We start from the raw sequence: 21302 nt of genomic DNA, 5'->3' as shown, positions 1-21302 counted from the left end.
GACTATAATCTATCGGACCGGCAGAGCCCGCAGCGATTCGCGGATAAACTGTCCGGTCAGAGAAACCGGGTTTGCCGCGACGTCCTCCGGGGTGCCTTCCGCAATCACGCGACCGCCGTCATGCCCGCCCTCGGGGCCAAAATCAATGATCCAGTCGGACATGCAGATGACGTCGAGGTTGTGCTCGACGACCATAACCGAATTGCCGGCGTCGACCAGCCGGTTGATGAGAGAAATGAGCTTCAGCACGTCGTGCGGATGCAGGCCGGACGTCGGTTCGTCCAGCAAATACAGCGTATGGCCCTTGCCGCGTTTGCCAAGCTCTTTGGCCAGCTTGATGCGCTGCGCTTCGCCGCCGGACAGCGTGGTCGCCGGCTGGCCCAGCTGCAAATAGCCGAGGCCGACCTCTTCCATCAGCGCGAGCCGGTCGCCGACCGTGCGGACGTCGCGAAACAGCTCGCGGGCGTCGCGGATCGTCATGTTCAGCACATCCGAGATATGATACCCGTGAAACCGGACGTCCAGCACCTCGCGCTTGAAGCGTTTGCCTTTGCACACGGGACAAGTGACCTGAACGTCCGGGAGAAAATGCATGTTGACCGTCAATACGCCCGCACCTTGGCACCGCTCGCAGCGGCCCGCCGCGACGTTGAACGAAAAATGCTTGGGCTGAAGGCCCTTGCCCTCCGTCTTGGCCAGCTCCGCAAACAGGTTGCGGATGGGCGTCAGCACATCGGTATAGGTCGCCGCGTTGGAACGGGGCGTACGCCCGATGGGCGTCTGGTCGATGGTGATGATCTTGCCGACCTCTTCCCAGCCCTTGATCCGGTCGTGGCTGCCCGGCAGCTCCGAAGAGCCGTAAAACCGCTGGCGCGCGGCCTTGTCCACAATATCGAACATCAGGGTCGATTTCCCCGAGCCGGACACCCCGGTAACGGACACGAGCCCGCCGAGCGGCAGCCGGACGCTGATGTTTTTCAGGTTGTGCTCGCGCGCGCCGGAGATTTCCAGCGCTTTGGCGCCGAGCGGACGGCGCCCCGACGGAACGCGGATGCTCTCCAGCCCCGCGATGTGCCGGCCCGTCACCGAGTCCCGGCATGCGCCCACCTCCTCCGGCGTTCCCGCGGCCACCACCGTGCCGCCGTTCTTGCCCGCGCCCGGGCCGATGTCGATGATGTAATCGGCTGCTTTCATCATCTCCAGGTCGTGCTCGATGACGAGCACGGTGTTGCCAAGGTCGCGGAGCTGCCGCAGCACGTGGATCAGCCGGCCCGTGTCGCGGGCGTGAAGGCCGGTGGTCGGCTCGTCCAGCACATAGAGGACGCCGGTCAGACCGGAGCCGAGCAGCGAAGCGAGCCGAAGCCGCTGCGATTCGCCGGCGGACAGGCTCGGGGCGGCGCGCTCCATGGTCAGGTAGCCGACTCCGACATCAATGAGCCGCCGCACCCGCTCGGAAATATCGGCGAGAATCGGCTTGGTGATCTTCATGCCCTCTTCCGAGATGGAAGCCGGCAGCCGGTCGATCCAGTCCGCCAAATCCTGAAGCGAAAGCTGCGAAAGCTCGATGATGTTGGCGTCCGCGACCGTCACCTTGCGGCTTTCCTCCTTCAGCCGGGTGCCGCCGCAATCGGGGCAGGTCCGCTGAATGAGCACGTTTTCCATTTTCTCGCGGTACTCCGCGTCGTGCGCCCGCTCCGCATACCGGCGCAGCACGTTGGTGACAACCCCCTCGAAGCGGCCCGTCGACGCCGTTTCCGGCGGCACGATGCCGGGGAAGCGGCGCCGGATTTGCGGGCTGAACACCCCGTACAGCAGTAGATCCCGCTGCACCGGGTCGAGCTCGCGTACAGGCAGTTCCGGGTCGAAGGTGAAGCCGAAGTGCTTTGCCGCCGCTTTGAGCGCCTGGGAGTTCCGCTTGATGTAATGGATGTCCCAGCCCTTGACCGCCCCGTCCACAATGCTCCGGGTTTCGTCGATCAGCAGCGGCAGGTTGGCGCTGTTGATGACGCCGAGACCGGTGCAGGACGGACAGGCCCCTTCCGGCTTGTTGAAGGAAAAATGGGTCATGGTCAGCTCGGGAAGCGCCGCCAAGCAGTGAGGGCAGAGCACCGTTCCGCCGAAGCCTTCCCCGCTCTCCGCAAGGTCCGCTTCTCCTTCCGCCGGAAACGCGCCGCCCGCGTCGCCGTCCGCGTCCCAATGCTCGTCGCCGGTATCCTCGAAGTTCGGTTCGATCCGTTTGCCGCAGCGGGTACAGATGCGCGCGCCCGCTTTGGCGAACAAAATCCGCAGGTATGTAAACACCTCGGTCACGGTGCCGACGGTGGACCGCGGGCTGCGGTTCGACAGCCGCTGGTCGACGCTGATCGACGGGGAAAGCCCGACGATGGAGTCGACTTTGGGTTTGCTGATGAAATCCGTCACCATGCCCATCGACTCCATGTATTGGCGCTGGCACTCCTTTTGCAGCGTGTCGAAGGCGAGCGTCGATTTCCCCGAGCCGGAAAGGCCGGTCAGGACAATCAGCTTGTTTTTCGGTATTTCCAGCGAAATGTTCTTCAGGTTGTTTTCCCTTGCTCCCTTGATGAGGATGGAATTGTTCACGCATGGTCCCCTTTCGCAATGGATTCAGGCTGCAGCCAGGCGAAGTAGGCTTTCTCGGCGTCCGGTCCGGCGGCGTAGGCGCGGCAGCTGCCCCAACTGCCGATGGCGAGCACCGGCGTGCCGGAGGGCGATTCCACCGGCCGTCCGGTTTCCGCGTCCCGGAAGCTCCAGGAACGGTCCGACCGGCAGACGCTGTAGCTCCCTTCGTCGGTCAGGAGCGCATGGGCGCCCCGGGCGCCCTTCAGCTCCAGCCAGGTCGAGAGCAGCAGCGCCCGCGACTTGGCGTCGCTTCGGCCGTGCCGGATCGCCTGGTCGGCGGTCATAATCCGGTCGGGCTCGGGGAATACCGGCTCCGGCCCGTTCCGGGTCGCATGCCGCACCAGCTCCTCGGCCGTTTGCCAGGTCTCCGCGGCGGTTTTCATCTGCGGGCTCTGCAGCGACCAGACGGCGTAGGCCTCCGGTTTGCCGGCGTAAAGCGTCTGGAGGGCATATTTGGCCCACGTAAACGGGGAGCCGGGCCGGCGCGCGCTCTCGCGCAGCGCCAGGCGTTTAAGCGCCCGGTGGCTTTCCCGCATGCGTCCGAAATCAATGATGCCCGGGGGCAGCCATTCGCCGGCTTCGGCTTCCTCCTCCGCCCGCTCGCCCAAAGCGAGGCTGGGCAGCGAAAACGGCAGCGGAAGCCTTTCAAAAAGGCTGTCCAGCTTCCCCCCGTCGGAGCGCGACAGGTTCGTCCCCGCCTTGGCCGTCCAGTACCAGCGGTCCGTGAAGACCTTGCCGGCCTCCGCCGCGGGAAAGAGCGTCCGCCGGCCCAACGGGCGCAGCTTGTCCGAGTCGAGTCCGTACACGCAGCCGTCCGCCTGAATCAGCAGCATATCCTGGTTTTGATGCCGAACCTGAAACAGCTCCTCCGCTCCCCACCCCGAAAGCCGCAGCAGGGCGTGAAAAAACGTCATCACGGACGTGCAGTTGCCCGTCACGGTATCGCCGTAGCTGCTCAGGCTCGCCAGCTCATCCATATTATACCATGGTGCCAAGTATTTACTAACCCATGAATTGTCCCGGTCCGGACGAACCAGTCGAACGAAAATCCGGTCGTGCGCCGCGTTGTAAAGCCGATGCAGCCGATCCGGGCGATCGCCGCTGGCAATTGAAGCGGCGTGTCCCAAGGTCTGCCAGGAGAGCATTTCCGCCAATACCCCGGCGCACTCCAGCGCCGGATGAGCTTCCCGGAACCGGACGTTGCGCGTAACCGCCCGCGCGTAAAACGCGGGAAGCAGCGGGTCGTCCGACTGCTCCCGGATGAAGGCTTCATCCTCCCACCACCGCGCGTCCGCCGGATAGGAACGCCGCCCGAACCCGAACGGGACGCCGCCGGAGCGTTTCTCCGGCAGCGGCGTTTTCTTCTTTTCCAGCCAGGTCAGCCGCCAGTCTGCGTCCGCCGCATCGCCGGCTTTTTCCAGCGTGTACACATGAACCTCCCGGACCGGATCAAACGCTTCGTATTCCAGCTCCAGCCGGCATTCCACCTCCAGCGTCCGGGCCGAAAGCCGCTCGGTCCGCACCGGCTCCAGTCCGATGCGGCGAGGCTTCGCCCGGATCAGGACGGCTTCGTACCAGATTTTCATCGCCTCCAGGGCGATCGTGTCCTCCGTGTCGAACAGCTCCGTCCATTCGCGGGAGGATCCCCCGCTCATAACAGCCCGCAGCCGTGCGACGAACCGCTCCGCCGCCTCCATGCGCCATCCTCCTTTGCGCGTATTCCGGTTTCCCGTCCCGTGGAGCGCCTTCCGGCCGCCCCGCTGCGGGACCGTGCTTATGGCTCAACCGGTTACGGTCAAACCGCCGGACTGCTCGGCGCAGGAGATGTAATCCACCGCCTTGCCGATGTTGTCCAGCACCTCGATGGCAAATTCGTCGTCTTCAATGGCGATCTGAAATGTGCGCTCCATGCGGACGATGATCTGCAGGGCGATCAGGGAGTCAATGCCAAGCCGCGCCAGCATGCCCGGTTCCTCCGTAAACGCATCGGGCTCGATGGGGGTTTCCAGCACCTCGCTGAAAATGCCCCGGAGCGCCTCCTTGATTTCTTCCCTTCGGTTCAGGTTCATTTCGGGTTCCTCCTTCCTGGTTTATTCCGCTTGCCGGACCGGCTTGAGTCCGGCGCCTGCCGGGCCGATGACCCGCTCCGCCCATTCCCATTCGGCCGGCGGCTCGTCACCGGCGCGCCAGCTGCGGTCGCGGTCGAAGGCCAGCACCGCCCGGCCCCGCAGGCTGTCCGTCCGGACCAGCGCCCCCGCGTCCACAATCGCCGGATGGCTCCCTTTTGCCTGCAGCACGGCATAGCTGCCCCCTTCGGTCAAAACGACGCCGCCCGATTCGCACCAGCCCGCCAGCAGGGCGAGCGTATAGACCAGCAGCGCCCGGTCCTTGCTTCCTCCCCGAAGATGGCGCAGCGTCTGGTCCGCCGTCATGATCCGGTCCGGCTCCGCAAAGATGGAAGGCTCCGCGAGCTGGCTCCGCATCCAGGCCAGCAGCTCCTCCGGGGACGCGAAACGGCCGGCGAAGGCCATGCACACCTCGGCCCGGAGCGAAGCGATGGCATAGGCTTGCGGTTGCGCGACCAGAAGCGTCTGGTGCGAATATTTCGCCCACGTATAGGAAGAAGCCGGATGACGGGCGCTCAGAGTGAAAATACGCTTTCGTATGGCACGGGACAACCGTTCCGGATTCTCCGTCCCCGTCATCAGGCACGGATCTTCTCCATCCTCCGGGTGCAGCGGAGTCCCACCCTCCCCTTCGGGCAGCCGGAAGGCGGGCGTTCCCTCCCGGAAAAACCGGCGTGCGCTTTCCTTTGTCACGTCCGGCATATTGGACCCGGCGGCCCGGTCCCAGTAATACCCGTCCGAGACAACGCGCGTTACGTCCGTGTCTCCGTAAAGCCGCTTCGGGCCCATCGGCATCACGTCGTTGTAGCTGACCGCGTAGCAGCCTTTTTCGAGACGGAACAACGCCAGGTAATGAAACGGCTGAACGGCGATGTAGACATCCTCCGCCGCCAGTCCGCCCAGACGCAGCAGGGCGGCATAAAAGGATGATATTTCGCAGCAGGTTACCTTCGCTTTGCCGTGGCGCTCCATCAAGGCGAGCGTATCGTCGATGCCGAGCATCGGAGAAAGCGAAAGCTCGCGGGCGGGAAAATAGTTGCGGTCTTTGCTGCGCAGGTCGTCGTAGGTTTTCCAGTCCAGCCGCCGCAGCCCGAATGCGTTGATTCGCCGGGCCAGCAAGGCGGGGTCGTCCGTCCGGAGCGCCGCGAGCAGCCGGGCCGCCCGGAGCGACATGAGGTCGCCGAGCAGAACGGCGCAGTCGATCTCCGGGTGCGTGGTGCGAAAGCGGACGGAACGGGTAACGGCCCGCGCGTAGAAACCGGCGGCCAGCGGCTCCTTCGTCCTCCGGGCCAGCTCCGCCAGCTCCCCGAACGCCCAGAGGCGTCCGGGCGCTTCGTCCCCCGCCTCCGCCCGAAGCGTACGGCCGGCTTCGTCCAGCACCCGCTCCTCACGGGCGGGATCGGGGAGCGCGGCAGGCAGATCCGGCCATTCCGGCTGCTCCAGCGCAAGCTTCAGGTCGACGATAAGCGGCTCTTCCACATTGCCGCTTTCCCCGTCTCCGGACCCTTCCTCCATCCGGATGCGGCAGTCCAGATGAGCGGTTTCGAGGACGTGGGCCCGGTAATCCAGCCGCAGCGTGATGCGGCCGGTCCAGAGGCCGAACGCCACCTTTTCACAGCCGCTGACGGCGCTTTCGCAGCTTTCCGGCCGGGCGCTCTGCTCCGCGTAGCCGCCAAACCATCGTTTCATGTAATAGTCGTTGACCAGATCGAGGTCGAATGCCTGCATAAAGGCTTCCCGGTCGCCCGCCGCAAGGGCTCCGGCCAAGCGCTCCGCCAGCATTCCGATCCGGCGTTCCGCCGCCGCCTTATCCATGGGCGTCTCCGCCCGCCGCGGCGCTTGCCGCTTCAAGGGCCGCCGGAAAACTGGCCATGCCGAGCTTGTGCCCGATGTAAGCGGCCAGCGTATCGGCCCGTTCGAACAAGCCGCGAAAAACGTACCGGTCCTCCACCTCGACCTGAAAGGCCAATTCCACCTTCGACAGGACCTGCAAAATCTGAATGGAGCTGAGGTCGAGCGGCCGGTCCCAGGCCGGCTTATCCCCGTGCAGCTGCTCGGCGAGAAGCTCCCGCACCCGCTCCCTGACTTGCTCCAAGGTTTCCATCGCCATCCGGCTTCCCCCCGCACTTTGGGCTTAGGCTTGCGTACCGCTCAAGGAACGGTCGCGGTTCATCATTTCCTCCAGCAGGCCGTCGATTTCGTCCAGCGCTTTCCGGACAAGCGCTTCGTCCGGGTAGCGGACCGCTTTCCGCGCCGCCTCTTGGCAGTATCCGCAGCTGTCGCAGGAAAGCGTCCGGCAGTCGACGGTTTTAAAAAACTGCACGAACCCGTCGAGCGCTCGGTTGTCGATGTGCACGTCAAGCTTGGCAAACGCCCGCACCAGCTTGCGCATCGCGCCGAGCTCCGCGCCGTCCGGCGGAGCGGCAGCCGTCCCCGATTGGCGGACCCGGTCGCTCACGAGAAAGAGGTTAAGGAGCTCCGCCAAATTGCCGTCGTAGCGCCTTTCATGGTACGCCCGTGCGGCGCGGACCAGCCAATCCGTCGATTTGCTCCGGTCGGACAGCTTGAATTTGTCGATTCCGATCGCCTCGTAATCGGCCGTGTCCTCGGGGCGGATCCAGCCCGTCCGCACCAGCTCGGCCGGGTCGGTGAACCGGTGCGTCGTGCATTTCAGCACGCAGTAATCGAGAAAGCCGTCCGAGGAATGGTCGTCGCATTGCGACCCGTGGCTCGCAACATTGTCATGGTAAAACTGGTAGGGGCACTGATACAGACAGGACTGATTGGACAGCACCTGGATGCCGCAGCTGACGCTGCGCTGAATTTCCTCCAGAAGCCCGAAATTCCGGTTGATGTTCTCGCGGACCGTTATCTCGCGGACTCCCAGGCTTTCGTAATACTTGGCGCGCTGAACGCTCTCCACAAACGCAAAGCTCGACAGGCTGATTTTCAGCTCCGGGTGCCGCTTGCGGCAGACCTCCACCAGATAGGGGCTCGCGATCGTCACCCAATCGGCTCCGCTGTCGGCGATGAAATCCAGCTGCTCGACGATTTCCCGGTGCATGGCGGCGGTAAATTCCTTGTTGCCCATGCAGGAGCTGTTCATGACATAGTTGAACTCCATTTCGTACGAATGGGCTTTCCGCACAGCGGCGCGAATGTTATCCCGGTCGATGGAAGCGAGCAAAAAAGAGCTTCGCCCCCCGCCCGTCGTCTGTTTGGTCGTCGATCCGTACAAATGGGCGACCGATTCGATTTCGCCGAGCCGGTCGATGAGCGTTAGATCGCCGTTATACGCGATGGACAGCTTCATGGCGTGGCGCCTCCTTTTCCTTGCTTGCGGCCGTTTTGGCGCGGATTAAACTGGTGGGCAAATGCGGGATCGGAACCCGCTCCGCCGCCGGAAATCCCGCTTCGGCCAGCAGCCTTTCGAGATCGGCGAACGATTTGTGGAACGAGCTGCCGTACACCAGCCAATCGACCGTAAACAGCAGGGGCAGAGCTGGTCCCGTGCGGTCCTCGTCCAGCACGAAATCGTGAATCAGCACCTCGCCGTCCTCCGCGAGCGCAGCGCGCGCTTTGACCAGCAGCTCCACCGCTTCCCGGTCGGACAGAAAATGCAGCACGTTCGACAGCAAAATGTAGTCAAAACCGGAGCCGATCGGATCGTGCAGGAAATTGCCTTTTTGAATCGCGATGCCTTCGCACAGCCCTTCTTCGGCCAGATAGCGTTCCGCTTTGGCGGCCACCTCCGGCAGCTCGAAAAGCGTCACCTCGACGCCCGGGTTCATCCGCCGGACCGCCGCCGGAATCGTGCCCGGCCCTCCGCCCAGATCCAGAAGCCGCGTCCCTTCCCGCAGCTTGGCGGCGCGGACAATGCTCACCGCGTTCAAAACCCCGACCTGATCCATCGCTCCGACATATGGCTCGAAAAAAGCTTCCTCGAACGCCGTCTCCGGCGCGCCTTCCCGCTTGTCGAGCAGCCGGCCCAGAAGATTTTCCTCAAGCGTCACGGAGTCTTTGAGATAACGCTCGAACCGGGCGATGGCATGAATGCTGTAACGGGAATCCCGGAAAAGAAACCGTTCGGCTCCGGGCCGGTTGGCATAACCTTCACCGCGCTTCTCAAGAAGGCCGTGCGCCGCAAGAAAATCGAGCAGAAGCTCCGTTTTGGCCGGCCCGAAGCCAAGCTTCTCCGCCGTCTCCGCCGCAGAAACCGTGCCGCTCCCGATCCGGGCGAACAGGTCCAGCTCCAGGGCCGTATTGAACATGACGGATATTTTGTAGCTGCCGACCAGCTTCAGGCAGTCGGCAAAGCCCAGCGCTCCCGCCGGCGCCTCCTTTATCCGCTCCACGTGCGCCACTCCTTTCCTCAGGCCCTTCCGGCATAAACGATAAAATAGGACAGCCCCTTCACAACCGCGGGCTGCTCCTCCACCTGGATGGACGCAAAGCCGCGCGCCGACAGCAGGCGCTTCACCTCGCCGAGCTTGTCTCCGCCGTGCGGCACCTCCAGCACCACCTGCCGGATCATGGGCCAATGCCCGTCCCGGATGCCGGCAAATACGTCCAGCTCGCTTCCGTTGACATCCACCTTCAGAAGATCGATGGCTTCCAGTCCCAGCTCCTCGATCACATCGGAAAGCGGACGTACCGGGCAGTTGACCTCCTCTTCCACAAAAACCGTTTTGAGCCCCAGGATCGCCCGCATCCGGTTGATGCGTCCGGCCTCCTTGCCTTCGCCCGCGGGGGGCTGCCCGTCCCGGGCGAAAAACTCCGGCAGGCCGTCCGGGTTTTCCTCCACATGCCGGAGCATCTGCTCCAGCCCCTCCTGCATATGGACGGGGTAATGCGTGGACAGACCCGGCGCGTTCGGATAATAGGTAAAGCTCCATTCTCCCTCCCGGTCGGAGAGGCCGATGCGAAGCGCCCTCATGTCCCGCCGCTCTTCGGAGGGCGTCCCGGCTGCGCTCCAGCGCTCCAGGTTGCGCTGCAGCACCTCGTAAATGGCCGGAATCGGCTCAAAGGCAACCAAACGGACCGCGCCCGCGCAGCGCTCGAAAACAGACAGCGCGAACATGCCGATGTTGGCCCCGACGTCCAGCACCGTATCGCCCGGACCGACCCGGATGCCGTGCCGGAAATACTCTTCCACGTGCGTGTAGGAAGCGGGCACCTCCCACTCGCCCCGCGTGTTCTGGAGGTAATAGATGTCCATGCCGTTCGGCAGCCGGACCTCCGCGCATTGTACCTGTACCATGAAATCCCTCATTTCATCCTTGAATGGAATCAAACCGCGGGCGCGCCCGCCAGCTCCAGCAAAATGTCGGCGCATTGGCCGGTCCCGCCGCAAGCGGCCAGCTTTGCCGCCAGCTTTGCGCTTTCGGCGCGGTACGGCCCCCGGAGCGCTTCCTCGACCACCGCGCGCAGACGGTTCGGCCGGAACGCCTGCACCGGCAGGTTGATGGAAGCGCCGAGCGCGGCCAGCCGTTCGGCGTTGTAGCCGCGCTCGAAATGCCGGCCGGGCACCGTCACGCTCGGCAGGCCGTGCAGAAGCGCGCTCAGCATCGTATCCTGGCCGCCATGAAACACCACCAGGCTGGTGTCCTTCATCACCGCGTTCGCCGGCACATACCGCTCGAAGCGGATGCGCGGGTTGTCCCGTGGAAGGTCTTCGAGCGCGTAGTGAAACCCGCAGGCGCACAGAACGCGCAGCGGCAAGTCCCGGAACGTCTCTCGGACCGTTTCGATGTACAGGGACGGCGAAAGCGCTCCGACACTCAAATAGATAAAAACCTGCGGCAGCTTTTCCCACTCGTCGTACCAGCCGCCGGGACTGCCGCCCTCCAAGTCGAGGCTGTATCCGACAAAACGGACGCCGGGAACCCCGGCCATTTCCGGCTCCAGCTCGGGCAGCGTCGGCGCCACCTTGCGGTCCGCCCGCATGTACAGAAGCTCGGTGACGTTTTCCGTTTCCGGCTGCCCGTGCTCGCGCAGCATCCGGTTGTAAGCCTCCGCCACCTGCGGCGGGCAAGCCAGGTTCGGGCCATATGCGGGATGCCCCGGCCAGCTGCAAATCATGACGGACGGCACGCCGGCCGCCGGCAGCGAGACCGACGCGGTCGGACGCGTCTCCGCAAACGCCGCGTCCGGCCGGAAGTCGCGGATGGCCGCCAGCTCCGCATCGACGCAGGCGCGGACGAAGGCCGGATCGGCCATTCCCGTCCACTCCACGACATCCGGGACGCCGCGGATCGGCGCGGTCGTCTTGGCCGGGACCGGGTCGGCATGGCGGTATACGCGAAAGCCGCTCCGCTCGATCAGGTCCGCGAGCTTTCCGCCCATGGCGAACCGGACCTCGCAGCCCCGGCGAACCAGTTCCCGCCCGATGCCAATCGTTTTGGTGACCGATCCGACGGAGCCGGCGCTGGACGGGCTCGGCAATAGCAAAATTTTCGGTCTTGCGCTCATCTTCCCAACCGCCTCCTGCTGGCAACCGCGATTTCCTGCCTGTCCTCCGGCTCGCCGTCCGTCAGGCCGAGGCCTTCGCGGAAGGTCGGAAACGCCAGCCGGATGTCCGCCGCGCGGATGACCTTGGCGTTGCTCATGCGCAGCGACAGGCTTCTCAGCCCGTGGATGCCCAGCCAAAGCCGCTCCTCGGCGGACGCCGGATCGATCCATTGCGGCTCCCCGGCTCCGTAATGCCGGCAAAGCTCGCGGTAATAATCCTTTTGCAGAACCGGAAGGTCGTCGCACACGTTATAGCTCTCGCCGGGAACAAGCCGGGTCGGGGCGGCCTCCAAAACCGTCAGCAGGTCCTCAATGCGGATAAACGAGCTGTACGCCAGCCCGTTGCCCAGCACCGAAAACCGCCGCGCCGACAGCCGGAGAACGGGATTCCGTTCCCCCTCGCCGTACACGTCGCCGATCCGCAGAAGAATCGAAGCGCCGCGCCCGGCGGCCTTCTCCATCTCCAGGCTGATCCGGCCGAACGGGTGCTCCGGCGCAAGCGCGCTTTCCTCCGTCAGCACCTGCCCGCCGTCATGCCCATAGACGGCTCCGTTGCCGGCGATGACAAACAAAACCGAAGGGCGGCGGGCGAAAACGGTCATCAGGTTTCGCGTCCCGCCTACGTACAGCTCCGTCATCCGGCGGACGGAGGAATGGCCGCCCGCCAGGTGATACACCGTCTCTACGCCGTCCGCGAGGCCCGCAAGCGTCTCCGCCCGGCACAAATCGCCGAATACCGTCTCCATGCCCGCTTCCGCAAGCGTCTCCGCCCGGCCGGCTTCCTCCGGCAGCACGAGCCCGCGCACCGCTTCGCCCCGCGCCAGCAGGCGGCGCACCAGCCGGCTGCCGATGTACCCGGTGCAACCAGTCACCAGAATCATACCGGCTCCTCCGCCGGTTCGCGGAAGACGCGAACCTTCTTGCCGTAGCGGCTGACCGGCAGTTCGTCGGCCGCTTCCAGCCGGCGCGGGCGCTTCGGGGCGGGAAGCTCCCGCTGGCACAGCTCCCGCAGCGCGGCGAGGACCTCCGCCTGGTCGCAGCCGGGACGGAGCACTACCCGGGCCGCCACCGTTTCGCCGAGCATCGGGTCCCGGCGGGCGTACGCGACGGCGTCCGCAACCTCCGCATGCCGGCGCAGCACGGCCTCCACCTCGCGCGGGTTGACCAGATGGCCGCTGACGTTGATCGTATCCGCCAGCCGGCCCTCCAGAAACAGGAAGCCGTCCGCGTCGAGCCGCCCCAGGTCGCCGGTGCGGACCCAGCCGTTCCGGAACGCCTCGGCCGTCAGCTCCGGCTGACGGAAATAGCCGCCGGCCAGGTGGGTGCCGCCGACCCAGATTTCCCCGGCCGCTCCCGGCCCGGCCGGGCGGCCTTCGGCGTCGCGAAGCTCCAGCCGGACCCCGCGCAGCGGCTGTCCGACGGACTCGCGGATCAGCTCCGGACGGTCGCTGCCGTTATACGTGATCGCCCCTCCTTCGGAGGAGCAGTAGATCGAGCGGACCGGCAGGCCGGATGCGGCGAGGAACCGGTCAAACAGCTCGGGCTCCAGGAACGCCGAGCTGGTCAGACAGAGCCGAACGCTCCGCCAAACCTCCCGGCCGCGCAGCTCGGAGGCTTCGCACAGAAGCTCGTACAGATAGGGCACGGCAAAAAATACCGTGACGCCGGCCTGTTCGAGCTTCCGCAGCAGCTTGCCCGGAATCGGCTGTGCCGCGAGCACCAGCTCCGCCCCGCAGGCGAGCGCGGGCAGTACGGCGGTGGTCAGCGCGGCCGGCAGGCTGGGCGCAAGCGGCGTCAGCAGCACATCTTCGGGGCCGAGCCCGGCCGCCTCGGCGACGGACAGGATGTTGTCCGCAATGGCCGGATGTCCGAAGCCGACGCATTTGGGCAGGCCGGTCGTGCCCGAGGTATAGAAGAACAGCGCCGGCTCCCCGGCCGCCGCAGCCTTTACCTCTTGCGGCTCCGTCATGCACGGTTCGGGCAGCCGGTACAGCACGCAGCCGCCGAGCGGAACGGACGCCGCGGCTTCAAGCCCTCGCAGCTCCGTGCTATCGTCGGCCAGAATATAAGAGCATGCGCCCGACCGCGAAGCCCGGCCGATTTCCTCCGCACCTGCAGAAGGGCCGAGCGGGATGGGCACCGCTCCAAGCTCCCACGCCGCCAGCCAGGCGGCGATAAAATCCACCGGGCGGACCAGCGCCAGCAGCACCCGGCAGGCGGGAACGACGCCCGCTTCCCGGAGCTGCCGGGCCAAACCGCCGGCCTGCTCCCCAAGCATGGAATACGTAAGCCGCACGCCTTCGTAATCAATCGCCGTTCGTGCGGCGTGGAGCCGGAAGCTTTCCCGGAGCCGCTCCACAAGCGAAGCCGTTTGCATAAGCCGCCCCCCTTAAATCAGAATGACTTTTTTGCGCCCCAGTCTCATCCGGAAGCGCACCCACTCCCGTTCGATATACCGGTGCTCGTATTCCAGCAGCTCCCCCCATTCGGTCAGAAGCGCTTCCTTTGTTTCCTCGAAATCCGGACGCTCTACCGCTTCGATCAGCGCCACAAAAATCTCGTACTGCTTTTCGCCCATCTTTTTCCGCTCGTTCAAATAAAACGTACGGTACTCCTCCATGTCGTCCTCGATCGTCCGCATCTCCGGATGGTCATGCTTCCAGATGTCGTACAGCACGGTTTCCATCCGCATCTTTTCGATGCTTTCCCGGTAGTCGAGGTTGCTGCGGTTGTCGCGGATACGGTGAAGCGCTTTATGCAGCTTGTCCACCCGCCCGTCCTCGAAGGCGTACAGGCATTGGTAGCCCTGCGGCTCGGTGCCGAGGAACAGGCCGTCCGCCACCAGCCGGGGAAGCATGCGCGAATCGGGCCACAGGTAAAGCTCCGACCACCAGGCCTGCGGCTGGTACCCCATGTCCATCTCCAGCAAAAAGTCGCAGTTCGAGCGCAGCTCCTCCAGCGTGGTGTAAGGATGGAACATGATCAGGAAGCCGAACACCTGCACGTTGTTCCGGCGGAACAGGTTGTATACGCGGAAGTTGTCCTCCATCGTCGCCCGTTTGTTGAACACATTCAGCGACTCCGGCGTGCTGGCCTCGAAGCCGATCGCCACCTCGTACATGCCGACGTTCTTCAGCCGGTGAATCAGCGGCTCGTCGGCCTCGGACCAGGACTCGGCCCGGGTCAGGATCGTAAACGGGATGCGGATGTTGTGCTGCTCGTAAAGGCTGATGATCTCCTTCATCCGCGTCTTCTCCACCGGGTCCGGGTCTTCAAACGAGCCGTCGATGATCCGGTATACGAGCCGCTTGTCCCTGAAGCTGTCCTGAAGGTACAGCAGCTCTTCGACCACGCTTTCCGGCGAACGGCCCCGCCAGCCTTTGGCGTCCGGGTATTTGAACACCCGGTTGGTCACGCAGAAGCCGCATTTGCCCAGACAGCCGCGCGAGGTGGAAATGGCCGCAAACACGCTTTTGGCCAGCCGGTTGTTCTCTTGAAGCACGTCCAGGGCGGGAAAAGGCAGCCGGTCCAGATCGTGCAGCAGCGGGCGCTCCGGCGTCTTCATCACATTGCCGTTTTTGCGGAAAAAGAGCCCTTTGCAGTCGTCGGTTTCCCGTCCCTCCAGCAGCCTTTGGCACAGGTCGACGATCGTGGCTTCGCCTTCTCCGTATACGACGAAATCAAGGTCCTCGCATTTGGTCAGCAGGGAAGCGCCATACAGGGTGGCGGTATGCCCGCCGAGCACCATCTGAATCGACGGGTCCCGCTCTTTGACAAGGCGGGCGAAGGCAAAGGTCTCCTTTTCGATCTCCCGGTAGTAATGGATGCCGATCATGTTCGGCCGCAGGTCCATGATCTTTTCGATGGCCTGCTCCACGGTCTCTTTTTCAAACAAAAGATCGAAGACGGTAAAGCCCGCTTCCCGCAAGGAAGCCGTCAGGTAATGAAGGGCAAGAGTGTATTTGTACATGCTCTGGTTAAATCTCCATTCAAACAAGACGATCCGGTATTCCGACGGATGGCATACTTCGCTCACGTTGATCCAACCCTTCTCTCCTGTAGAATCATACGGATTGAAAACGGACCTTTTTGCGTCCGGTCCTGACGACGTGTTTCATCCATTCCCGCTCCAGCCGTGGCGCGGCCGAAGCGTAAAGCTCCCGCCAGCCTTCCTCTACGCGCGCGCGGGCAGCCGCGCCGCCGCTGTCCAGCAGCTCCAGAAACAGCTCGGTCTGGCGGTCTCCAAGCCCCGCGTAGCAGCGGCCGATTTCCTGCCGATACTCCTCCATCTCATCTGCAATGCGGTCGTATTCCTCCAGCCGCCCCCGCCAGGCTTGATAAAGCTCGAAATCCGCTTCGACCTTGCTCAGGGCGAACCGGACGGCATCGTATTCCGGCCGGCTTTTGATCGCCTGCATCGTTTCGTACACCCCGTTTACCCGGTCGTCCTTGTACGCACAGCGGAAGCCGTAGCCCGTTTCATCCCTGCCGAGCAGCAGCCCTTCCTCGACCCCCTTGTAAAACAGCCGCGTATCGGGATAAACGATCGCTTCGTGCGTCCAGGCGTCGGGGAAATGCGCGTCTCCGGTGTGGTTGATGAAATCCGCCATGTCCCGAAGCTGCTCGATGGTAATGAACGGGTGAAACAAAATGAGATAATTCATCGGAATGACGCCCTGCCGCCGGAACAGGCCGCTCACCTGCCGGTGCTGCTCGCGCACCGCCATCCGGCTGAATTCCTCGGCCGGGTAGGGAATCCGGCTTTCGTCATAGCCGACGGACACTTTGTACAGCCCAAGCCTCCGCATGCGGGCGATCAGCTCCGCGTCCTTTCCGCTCCAGGATTCCGCACGGGTGAAAAACGAGAAGGCCAGACGGAGGCCCGATTGCTCCAGCAGGTCCATCAGCCGGTGCACCCGTTTTTTGCCGACCGGGTCGGGGTCCTCGAAGGTGCTGTCGACAAACTTGACGTTCAGCCGCTTGTCCGGAAACCGCCGGGCCACCTCCTCCAGCTCGCGGACGATTTTGTCCGGGGACATGCCCCGCCAGCGCCGCTTGCCGGAATCGTTGAACACCCGGTTGGTGACGCAGAATACGCAGTTCCCCGTACACCCCCGGGAGGTGGAAATCGAGTAGGACAGAAACGTCGCTCCGTCGCCCGGACGCCCGAATACCTCCGCATCCGGCAGAGCCAGCGCATCGAGGTCCTCGATCAGATTCCGGGGCGGGTTTTTGAATACATGGCTGCCTTTCCGGTACACGATGCCCGGGCAATCCTCCAGCCCTTCTCCCCGGGAGAGGCGGCCGCACAAATCCACAAAGGTCGCTTCTCCCTCCCCCCGGACGACAACATCAAGCGCCGGTTCGTCCAGCAGCACCGAGGAGGAATACAAGGTGGCGGTATGCCCGCCGGTGATCAGGGTCAGCTCCGGCCTCCGCCGCTTGAGCAGCCGGGCGATCCGGAAAACCGTCTCCGCGGTTTCGCTGTAAAACTTGATCCCGACCACATCGGGCTCGAGCCGGAGCACCGTTTCGCAAAGCTCTTCCTCCGGCGTGCCTTCAAAGAGCAGCGTATCGACGGCAAAGCCGGCGTTTTTCAATGCCGCTTCGATGTAATTCAAGCCGAGGGAATACGTTTCGAACCGCTTGACGAAACGCCATTCCAGCAGCACTATCCGCAACGGTTTCATGCGTTGCTCTTCTCCCCCTTTCTTGCCGATCCGGCGGGCTATAAAAGCCGGATGCGGCTTCGTGCCAGACGCACCGTCCGGCGCATCCATTCCGCATCCAGGGTCCGGCGGCAGTCGTCGAGCAGCCGGTCCCATTCGCGGACCGCGGCCTCGCCGGTCCCGGCCAGCTCCCCCCGCTCCGCGGCGTCCAGGAGGCGGAGAAAAAGCGCGTGCTGCTCCTTGCCCGCACGCGCCAGCGTTTCTTCGAACACGGTCCGGTGCCGGTCCATTTCCTCCCGGGCCTCCGCCAGCCCGGCGTGCCTCGTCTCCCAAACCCCGAACAGGCCAAGCTCCAGCAGTATTTTGTCATGCATCCGGTAAAAGGCTCCGGCCGATTCCAGTTCTTCCACCTTGCGCAGATACCGGTACAGCTCGCCCACCCGTCCGTCCTCATAAGCGTATTCGTATTGAAAGCCCGTCCGGTCCGTTCCGGTCAGCAGCCCGTCGGCGGCGATCCGGCGGAACAGCCGCGTATCGGGATACACATAAACGGCGTGCGACCATACCTCCGGGCGGTGGGCGTTTCCGGTCGCAAGCAGAAAATCCGCGGTCTGGCGCAGCTCCTCCAGCGTCACATAGGGCTGAAACAGAATGAGGAACCCGTACACCTGAACGCCCCGCTCGGCAAAAAGCCGTTTGACCCGCAGGTTGTCCTCGACCGTCGCCCGTTTGTTGAAGGCCCGCAGGCTGCCGGCCGACCCGCTTTCCAATCCGACGGACACGCTGAAAAGCCCCGCCCGGCGCAGCCGTTCGATCAGCTCCCCATCCCGTTCGGTCCACGATTCCGCGCGCGTCAAAAAGGAAAAAGCGAGCGGCAGCTTTTCCTGCTCCAGGCCGTCCGCCAGCTCCTTTAACCGCCGCTTGTCGCTGGGGTACGGGTCCTCCATCGCCCCGTCGACAAAATGAACCACGAGCCGCCGGTCCGGAAACGCGCCGACCAGCCGCTTCAGCTCCTCGATCACGCTTTGGGCCGAACGTCCCTTCCACTGGTAGCCGCCCTCGCCCTTCGTCACCCGGTGCTCGACACAAAAATCGCAGTTGCCCAAGCAGCCGCGCGAGGTGGACACCGACACAAAAACGGCGTCTCCGCCGCCGGAGGCTTTGGCCTGGACGGTATCGAGCACGGGAAACGGCAGGGCATCCAGGTTATCCTTCTGCGGCCGGCGCGGGGTCCGGAACACATGGCCTTCCCGGCGGAAGTAGATTCCGTTTACCCGATCCAGCGGCCAGCCCGACTCCAGGCATTCGCACAGCTCGACGATGCCTTCCTCTCCCTCTCCGCAAATAATGCTGTCCAGCACCGGACGGGTGGCCATCAGCCTGGCTGCGTACAGCGTGGCGGTGTGCCCGCCTGTCGCGACATGGACGCCGGGCAGCGCTTCCCGGATTCCCTCGAGGATTTGGAACGCTTCCTCGCAGGTTTCCGTGAACACCGGCATGCCGACCAGCGTCGGACGCTCCGCCGCAACGGCCGCTACGACCGCGTCGAACGGCTCCGCCTCGAAGACAAAAACCTTTGCTTCGCGTCCGGATTGCCGCAGGGCGGCCGCCAGGTACTCCAGGCCGACCGAATTCCACTTGTGCAGCGATTTCACCGGCCGCCATTCCAGCAGCACGACGGACATGCGGGCCCCCCTTTCCCGGCCGTCTGCCGGGGTCATTCGGCGCCGGCCGCCTGTTCTTCCGCGCGGTTCATCCGGCGCACCTTCCCGTAGCGCTTTTTGGGGAGCTCCGCGACCGGCTCGATACGGCTCGGAATTTTGTAATGATACAGCTTGCTTTTGCAATGGGCGATCAGGCTTTCGGCGGAAAAAGCCGTTCCCGGCTTCATCACCACGCGGGCCGCAACCGTTTCGCCGATGGCGGGCTCCGCTTCGCCGAAGACGAGCGCTTCCGCCACGTCCGGATGCTCCAGCAGCGCTTCCTCCACTTCCTGCGGGTTGACGAGATACCCGCCGACGTTGATCGTTTCCGACAGCCGGCCGGTAATGGTCAGCTTTCCTTCGGCGTCCAGATACCCCAGATCGCCGCTCCGCACCCAGCCGTCCCGGAACACCTGCTCCTGCAGGTCGGGCCGCTGGAAATACCCGCTCGACATGTGGGTGCCCGAGATAAGAATCATGCCCTCTTCCCCCGGACCGGCCTCATGGCCGTCCCGATCGACGATGCGAATCAAAACGCCTTTTTGCGGACGCCCTACCGAATCGCACAATTTGACCGGATCGTCGCCGGACGGAAAGGTGCAGTACATCGCCTCCGAGGTGCAGAGCATGGAATGGATGGCCCGTCCGGCCGCTTCGTAAAAGGCCACGAAAGTCTTTTTCGTCAGGTACGCCGAGGTGGAAAGGCACAGCCGCACCCCGCTCCAGTCCGCGTCCGGCCGCACCCGCATGGCGTCAAGCAGCAGGTTGTAAAAATACGGAACGGCAAAGAACACCGTGACCTCCCCCGAGGAAATCCGCTTCAGCACTTGGCCGGGCAGCGGCTTTTCCGTCTGCTCCAGGCAGGCGCCGGCGGCCAGCGCAGGCAGCACGGCGGTAAACAGTGTCGCGGGGAGCGACGGAGTGAGCGGGGTAAACACCACATCCCGCTCGGTCAGGCGGTACGCCTCCAGCAGGGAATCGATCGTCGCAGCCACCGCCGGGTGCTCGTACATGACGCATTTCGGAAGCCCGGTTGTCCCGGAGGTGTAAGTAAAAAAGGCGCTGTCCGGAGCGGCGCCCTCATCGTTCTGCGGGTCAAGCCGGGCCAGCAGCCAGCCCGCCCGCAGGGTATCCGCCGGCGCAGGGCCGGCCGGCAGCGCCTCGCGGTGCGCCGGCTTCTCGCTGAGCAGCCAGCGGGCTTTGGCGGTTTCCAGCGCCCGGGCCAGCTCGCCGGCGCTTACCGTCGGCTCCAGCGGAACGGGTACCGCCTCAAGCTCCCATAGACACAGCCAGACGGCGATAAAGTCGATGCGGTGATCCGTCACCAGCAAAAACCGCTCCCCCGGCTTCACCCCGACTGCTTGTAGATGCGCCTTCCACTCTCCGATGCGGGCCGCCAAAGCGCAGTAAGTCAGCGCGTGGTCCCCGATGCGAAGCGCCGGCCGGTCCGCAAAGCGTTCGAGGGCGCGTTGAAAAAAAACGGTATAGCGCTCGCCCGTCTGCGTGCTCATGCCAGAACCTCCCCGGCGCAAGCCAGGCTGTCCCGGATTTCCTGCACAAGGTTCTCCGCCGCATACCGGACCTCCTCATCGGAAAGACCGGGATAGATGGGCAGGCAGACCTGCCGGGCGCAAACCCGGTCCGCCTGCGGGAACGCGCCGGCAAAGCCGAGCTGCTCGGCTACCGGCTGCCGGTGCAGCGGAATGGCGTACACTTCGCCCTGCAGGCCGATTCCTTTCTCCTTCATCCGCATTTTCAGCGGCTCCCGGTCCACGCCTTCCGGCAGCAAAACGGTGTATTTGTACCCGTTTCCTTTTCCCTCTGGAAGAATCAGCGTCAGCTCCGGCATCGCTTCTTTCAGGCAGGCGTTGTACAGCCGGGCGATTTCGTTCCGCCGGTCAATCGCCGCGTCCAGCCGCTCCAGTTGGGTCAAGGCGATGGCCGCCACGATGTCATTCATCCGCCAGTTTGAACCGAGCGTGGTGCTCAGGGTCACCCAGGGCTGAGGTTTGCCGTGATTGCGGATCAGGCGCGCTTCGGCGGCCAGGGCGTCGTCGTCGGTCACGATCATGCCCCCTTCGCCGCACGTCATGACCTTCGTGGCGAAGAAGGAATAGCTGCCCGCCGTCCCGAAGCTGCCTGCGGCCCGGCCGCCGTATGTACTTCCGTGCGCATGAGCGGCGTCCTCGAACAGCCACAGGCCGTTCTCGTCGCACCAGCGCCGGATCGCTTCGATTTCCGGCGTAATGATGCCGCCGATATGGACTACAATCACGCCGGTGGTCCGCTCCGTCCGGCGTTTCTTCAATTCCTCCAGGCTGACGGACAGCGTTGCCGGATCGGTATCCGTCAGCCTGACGGTGCCTCCGGCGAATAAAACGGCCGAAGCCGTCGCCAGAAAGGTGTTCGTCGGCACCAGCACTTCCCCGCCCGCCGCGTTCAAATAACGCATGGCGATCTCGATGGCGCTTGTGCCCGAGTTGACCGCAATGGCGTGGCGCACGCCGGTATAGGCGGCGAAGCGCTCCTCCAGCTCCTGCACTCGGCGGCCCTGGCTGAGTTCGCCCATCAGGAGGCTTTCTTCGATTCGCTTCAGGATTTCCGCCCGTTCGTCGTCCCCAAACCGGATTTTCAAAGGCGCAATGTTCATCTCC

At 64.2% G+C, this 21302-nt stretch carries 16 protein-coding genes; all 16 read right to left on the bottom strand.

Going from position 1 to position 21302, the window contains the following annotated elements; all coding sequences use genetic code 11:
* Nucleotides 1–9: 9 nt before the first annotated feature.
* Nucleotides 10–2601: an excinuclease ABC subunit UvrA gene (uvrA, locus tag AC6I6H_RS00790; protein WP_497949532.1), complete on the bottom strand. Its 2592-nt coding sequence runs from the start codon at nucleotides 2599–2601 to the stop codon at nucleotides 10–12.
* Complete coding sequence (locus tag AC6I6H_RS00785; RefSeq protein WP_497949528.1) at nucleotides 2598–4337, bottom strand: hypothetical protein; 1740 nt, start codon at nucleotides 4335–4337, stop codon at nucleotides 2598–2600. Before AC6I6H_RS00785 ends, uvrA begins: the two co-directional genes overlap by 4 nt.
* Nucleotides 4338–4421: 84 nt before the next feature.
* A complete protein-coding gene (locus AC6I6H_RS00780; protein WP_497949524.1) occupies nucleotides 4422–4709 on the bottom strand; it encodes an acyl carrier protein in 288 nt (95 codons plus the stop codon).
* A gap of 21 nt (nucleotides 4710–4730) precedes the next feature.
* Nucleotides 4731–6581: a hypothetical protein gene (locus AC6I6H_RS00775; protein WP_497949519.1), complete on the bottom strand. Its 1851-nt coding sequence runs from the start codon at nucleotides 6579–6581 to the stop codon at nucleotides 4731–4733.
* The gene (locus AC6I6H_RS00770) at nucleotides 6574–6876 is read right to left on the bottom strand and encodes a hypothetical protein (protein WP_497949514.1); all 303 of its coding nucleotides are present in this window, start codon (nucleotides 6874–6876) and stop codon (nucleotides 6574–6576) included. The genes AC6I6H_RS00775 and AC6I6H_RS00770 overlap by 8 nt, the downstream gene beginning before the upstream one ends.
* Before the next feature lie 24 nt (nucleotides 6877–6900).
* Complete coding sequence (locus AC6I6H_RS00765; protein WP_497949510.1) at nucleotides 6901–8079, bottom strand: U32 family peptidase; 1179 nt, start codon at nucleotides 8077–8079, stop codon at nucleotides 6901–6903.
* A complete protein-coding gene (locus AC6I6H_RS00760) occupies nucleotides 8057–9121 on the bottom strand; it encodes a methyltransferase (RefSeq protein WP_497949506.1) in 1065 nt (354 codons plus the stop codon). Before AC6I6H_RS00760 ends, AC6I6H_RS00765 begins: the two co-directional genes overlap by 23 nt.
* Nucleotides 9122–9138: 17 nt before the next feature.
* Nucleotides 9139–10026, bottom strand: a complete 888-nt coding sequence (locus tag AC6I6H_RS00755) for an FkbM family methyltransferase (RefSeq protein WP_497949501.1) — start codon at nucleotides 10024–10026, stop codon at nucleotides 9139–9141.
* 29 nt (nucleotides 10027–10055) lie between these two features.
* The gene (locus AC6I6H_RS00750) at nucleotides 10056–11237 is read right to left on the bottom strand and encodes a glycosyltransferase (RefSeq protein ID WP_497949497.1); all 1182 of its coding nucleotides are present in this window, start codon (nucleotides 11235–11237) and stop codon (nucleotides 10056–10058) included.
* Nucleotides 11234–12157, bottom strand: a complete 924-nt coding sequence (locus AC6I6H_RS00745; RefSeq protein ID WP_497949492.1) for an NAD-dependent epimerase/dehydratase family protein — start codon at nucleotides 12155–12157, stop codon at nucleotides 11234–11236. Before AC6I6H_RS00745 ends, AC6I6H_RS00750 begins: the two co-directional genes overlap by 4 nt.
* A complete protein-coding gene (locus tag AC6I6H_RS00740) occupies nucleotides 12154–13653 on the bottom strand; it encodes a class I adenylate-forming enzyme family protein (RefSeq protein WP_497949489.1) in 1500 nt (499 codons plus the stop codon). The genes AC6I6H_RS00745 and AC6I6H_RS00740 overlap by 4 nt, the downstream gene beginning before the upstream one ends.
* 12 nt (nucleotides 13654–13665) lie before the next feature.
* On the bottom strand, nucleotides 13666–15312 hold the full coding sequence (locus AC6I6H_RS00735) for a B12-binding domain-containing radical SAM protein (protein ID WP_497949484.1): 1647 nt from the start codon (nucleotides 15310–15312) through the stop codon (nucleotides 13666–13668).
* Nucleotides 15313–15340: 28 nt separating this feature from the next.
* On the bottom strand, nucleotides 15341–16966 hold the full coding sequence (locus AC6I6H_RS00730) for a B12-binding domain-containing radical SAM protein (RefSeq protein WP_497949480.1): 1626 nt from the start codon (nucleotides 16964–16966) through the stop codon (nucleotides 15341–15343).
* 38 nt (nucleotides 16967–17004) lie between these two features.
* Nucleotides 17005–18666 (bottom strand): B12-binding domain-containing radical SAM protein, encoded by a 1662-nt coding sequence (locus AC6I6H_RS00725; RefSeq protein ID WP_497949474.1) that lies wholly within the window; start codon nucleotides 18664–18666, stop codon nucleotides 17005–17007.
* Nucleotides 18663–20159: a class I adenylate-forming enzyme family protein gene (locus tag AC6I6H_RS00720; RefSeq protein WP_497949469.1), complete on the bottom strand. Its 1497-nt coding sequence runs from the start codon at nucleotides 20157–20159 to the stop codon at nucleotides 18663–18665. Before AC6I6H_RS00720 ends, AC6I6H_RS00725 begins: the two co-directional genes overlap by 4 nt.
* The gene (locus AC6I6H_RS00715) at nucleotides 20156–21298 is read right to left on the bottom strand and encodes a DegT/DnrJ/EryC1/StrS family aminotransferase (protein ID WP_497949465.1); all 1143 of its coding nucleotides are present in this window, start codon (nucleotides 21296–21298) and stop codon (nucleotides 20156–20158) included. Before AC6I6H_RS00715 ends, AC6I6H_RS00720 begins: the two co-directional genes overlap by 4 nt.
* Between the last annotated feature and the right edge of the window lie 4 nt (nucleotides 21299–21302).

Source organism: Gorillibacterium sp. sgz306347, from assembly GCF_059735245.1.
The sequence above is the reverse complement of the archived record's forward strand: the minus strand, read 5'-3'. Positions and strand labels throughout refer to the sequence as shown.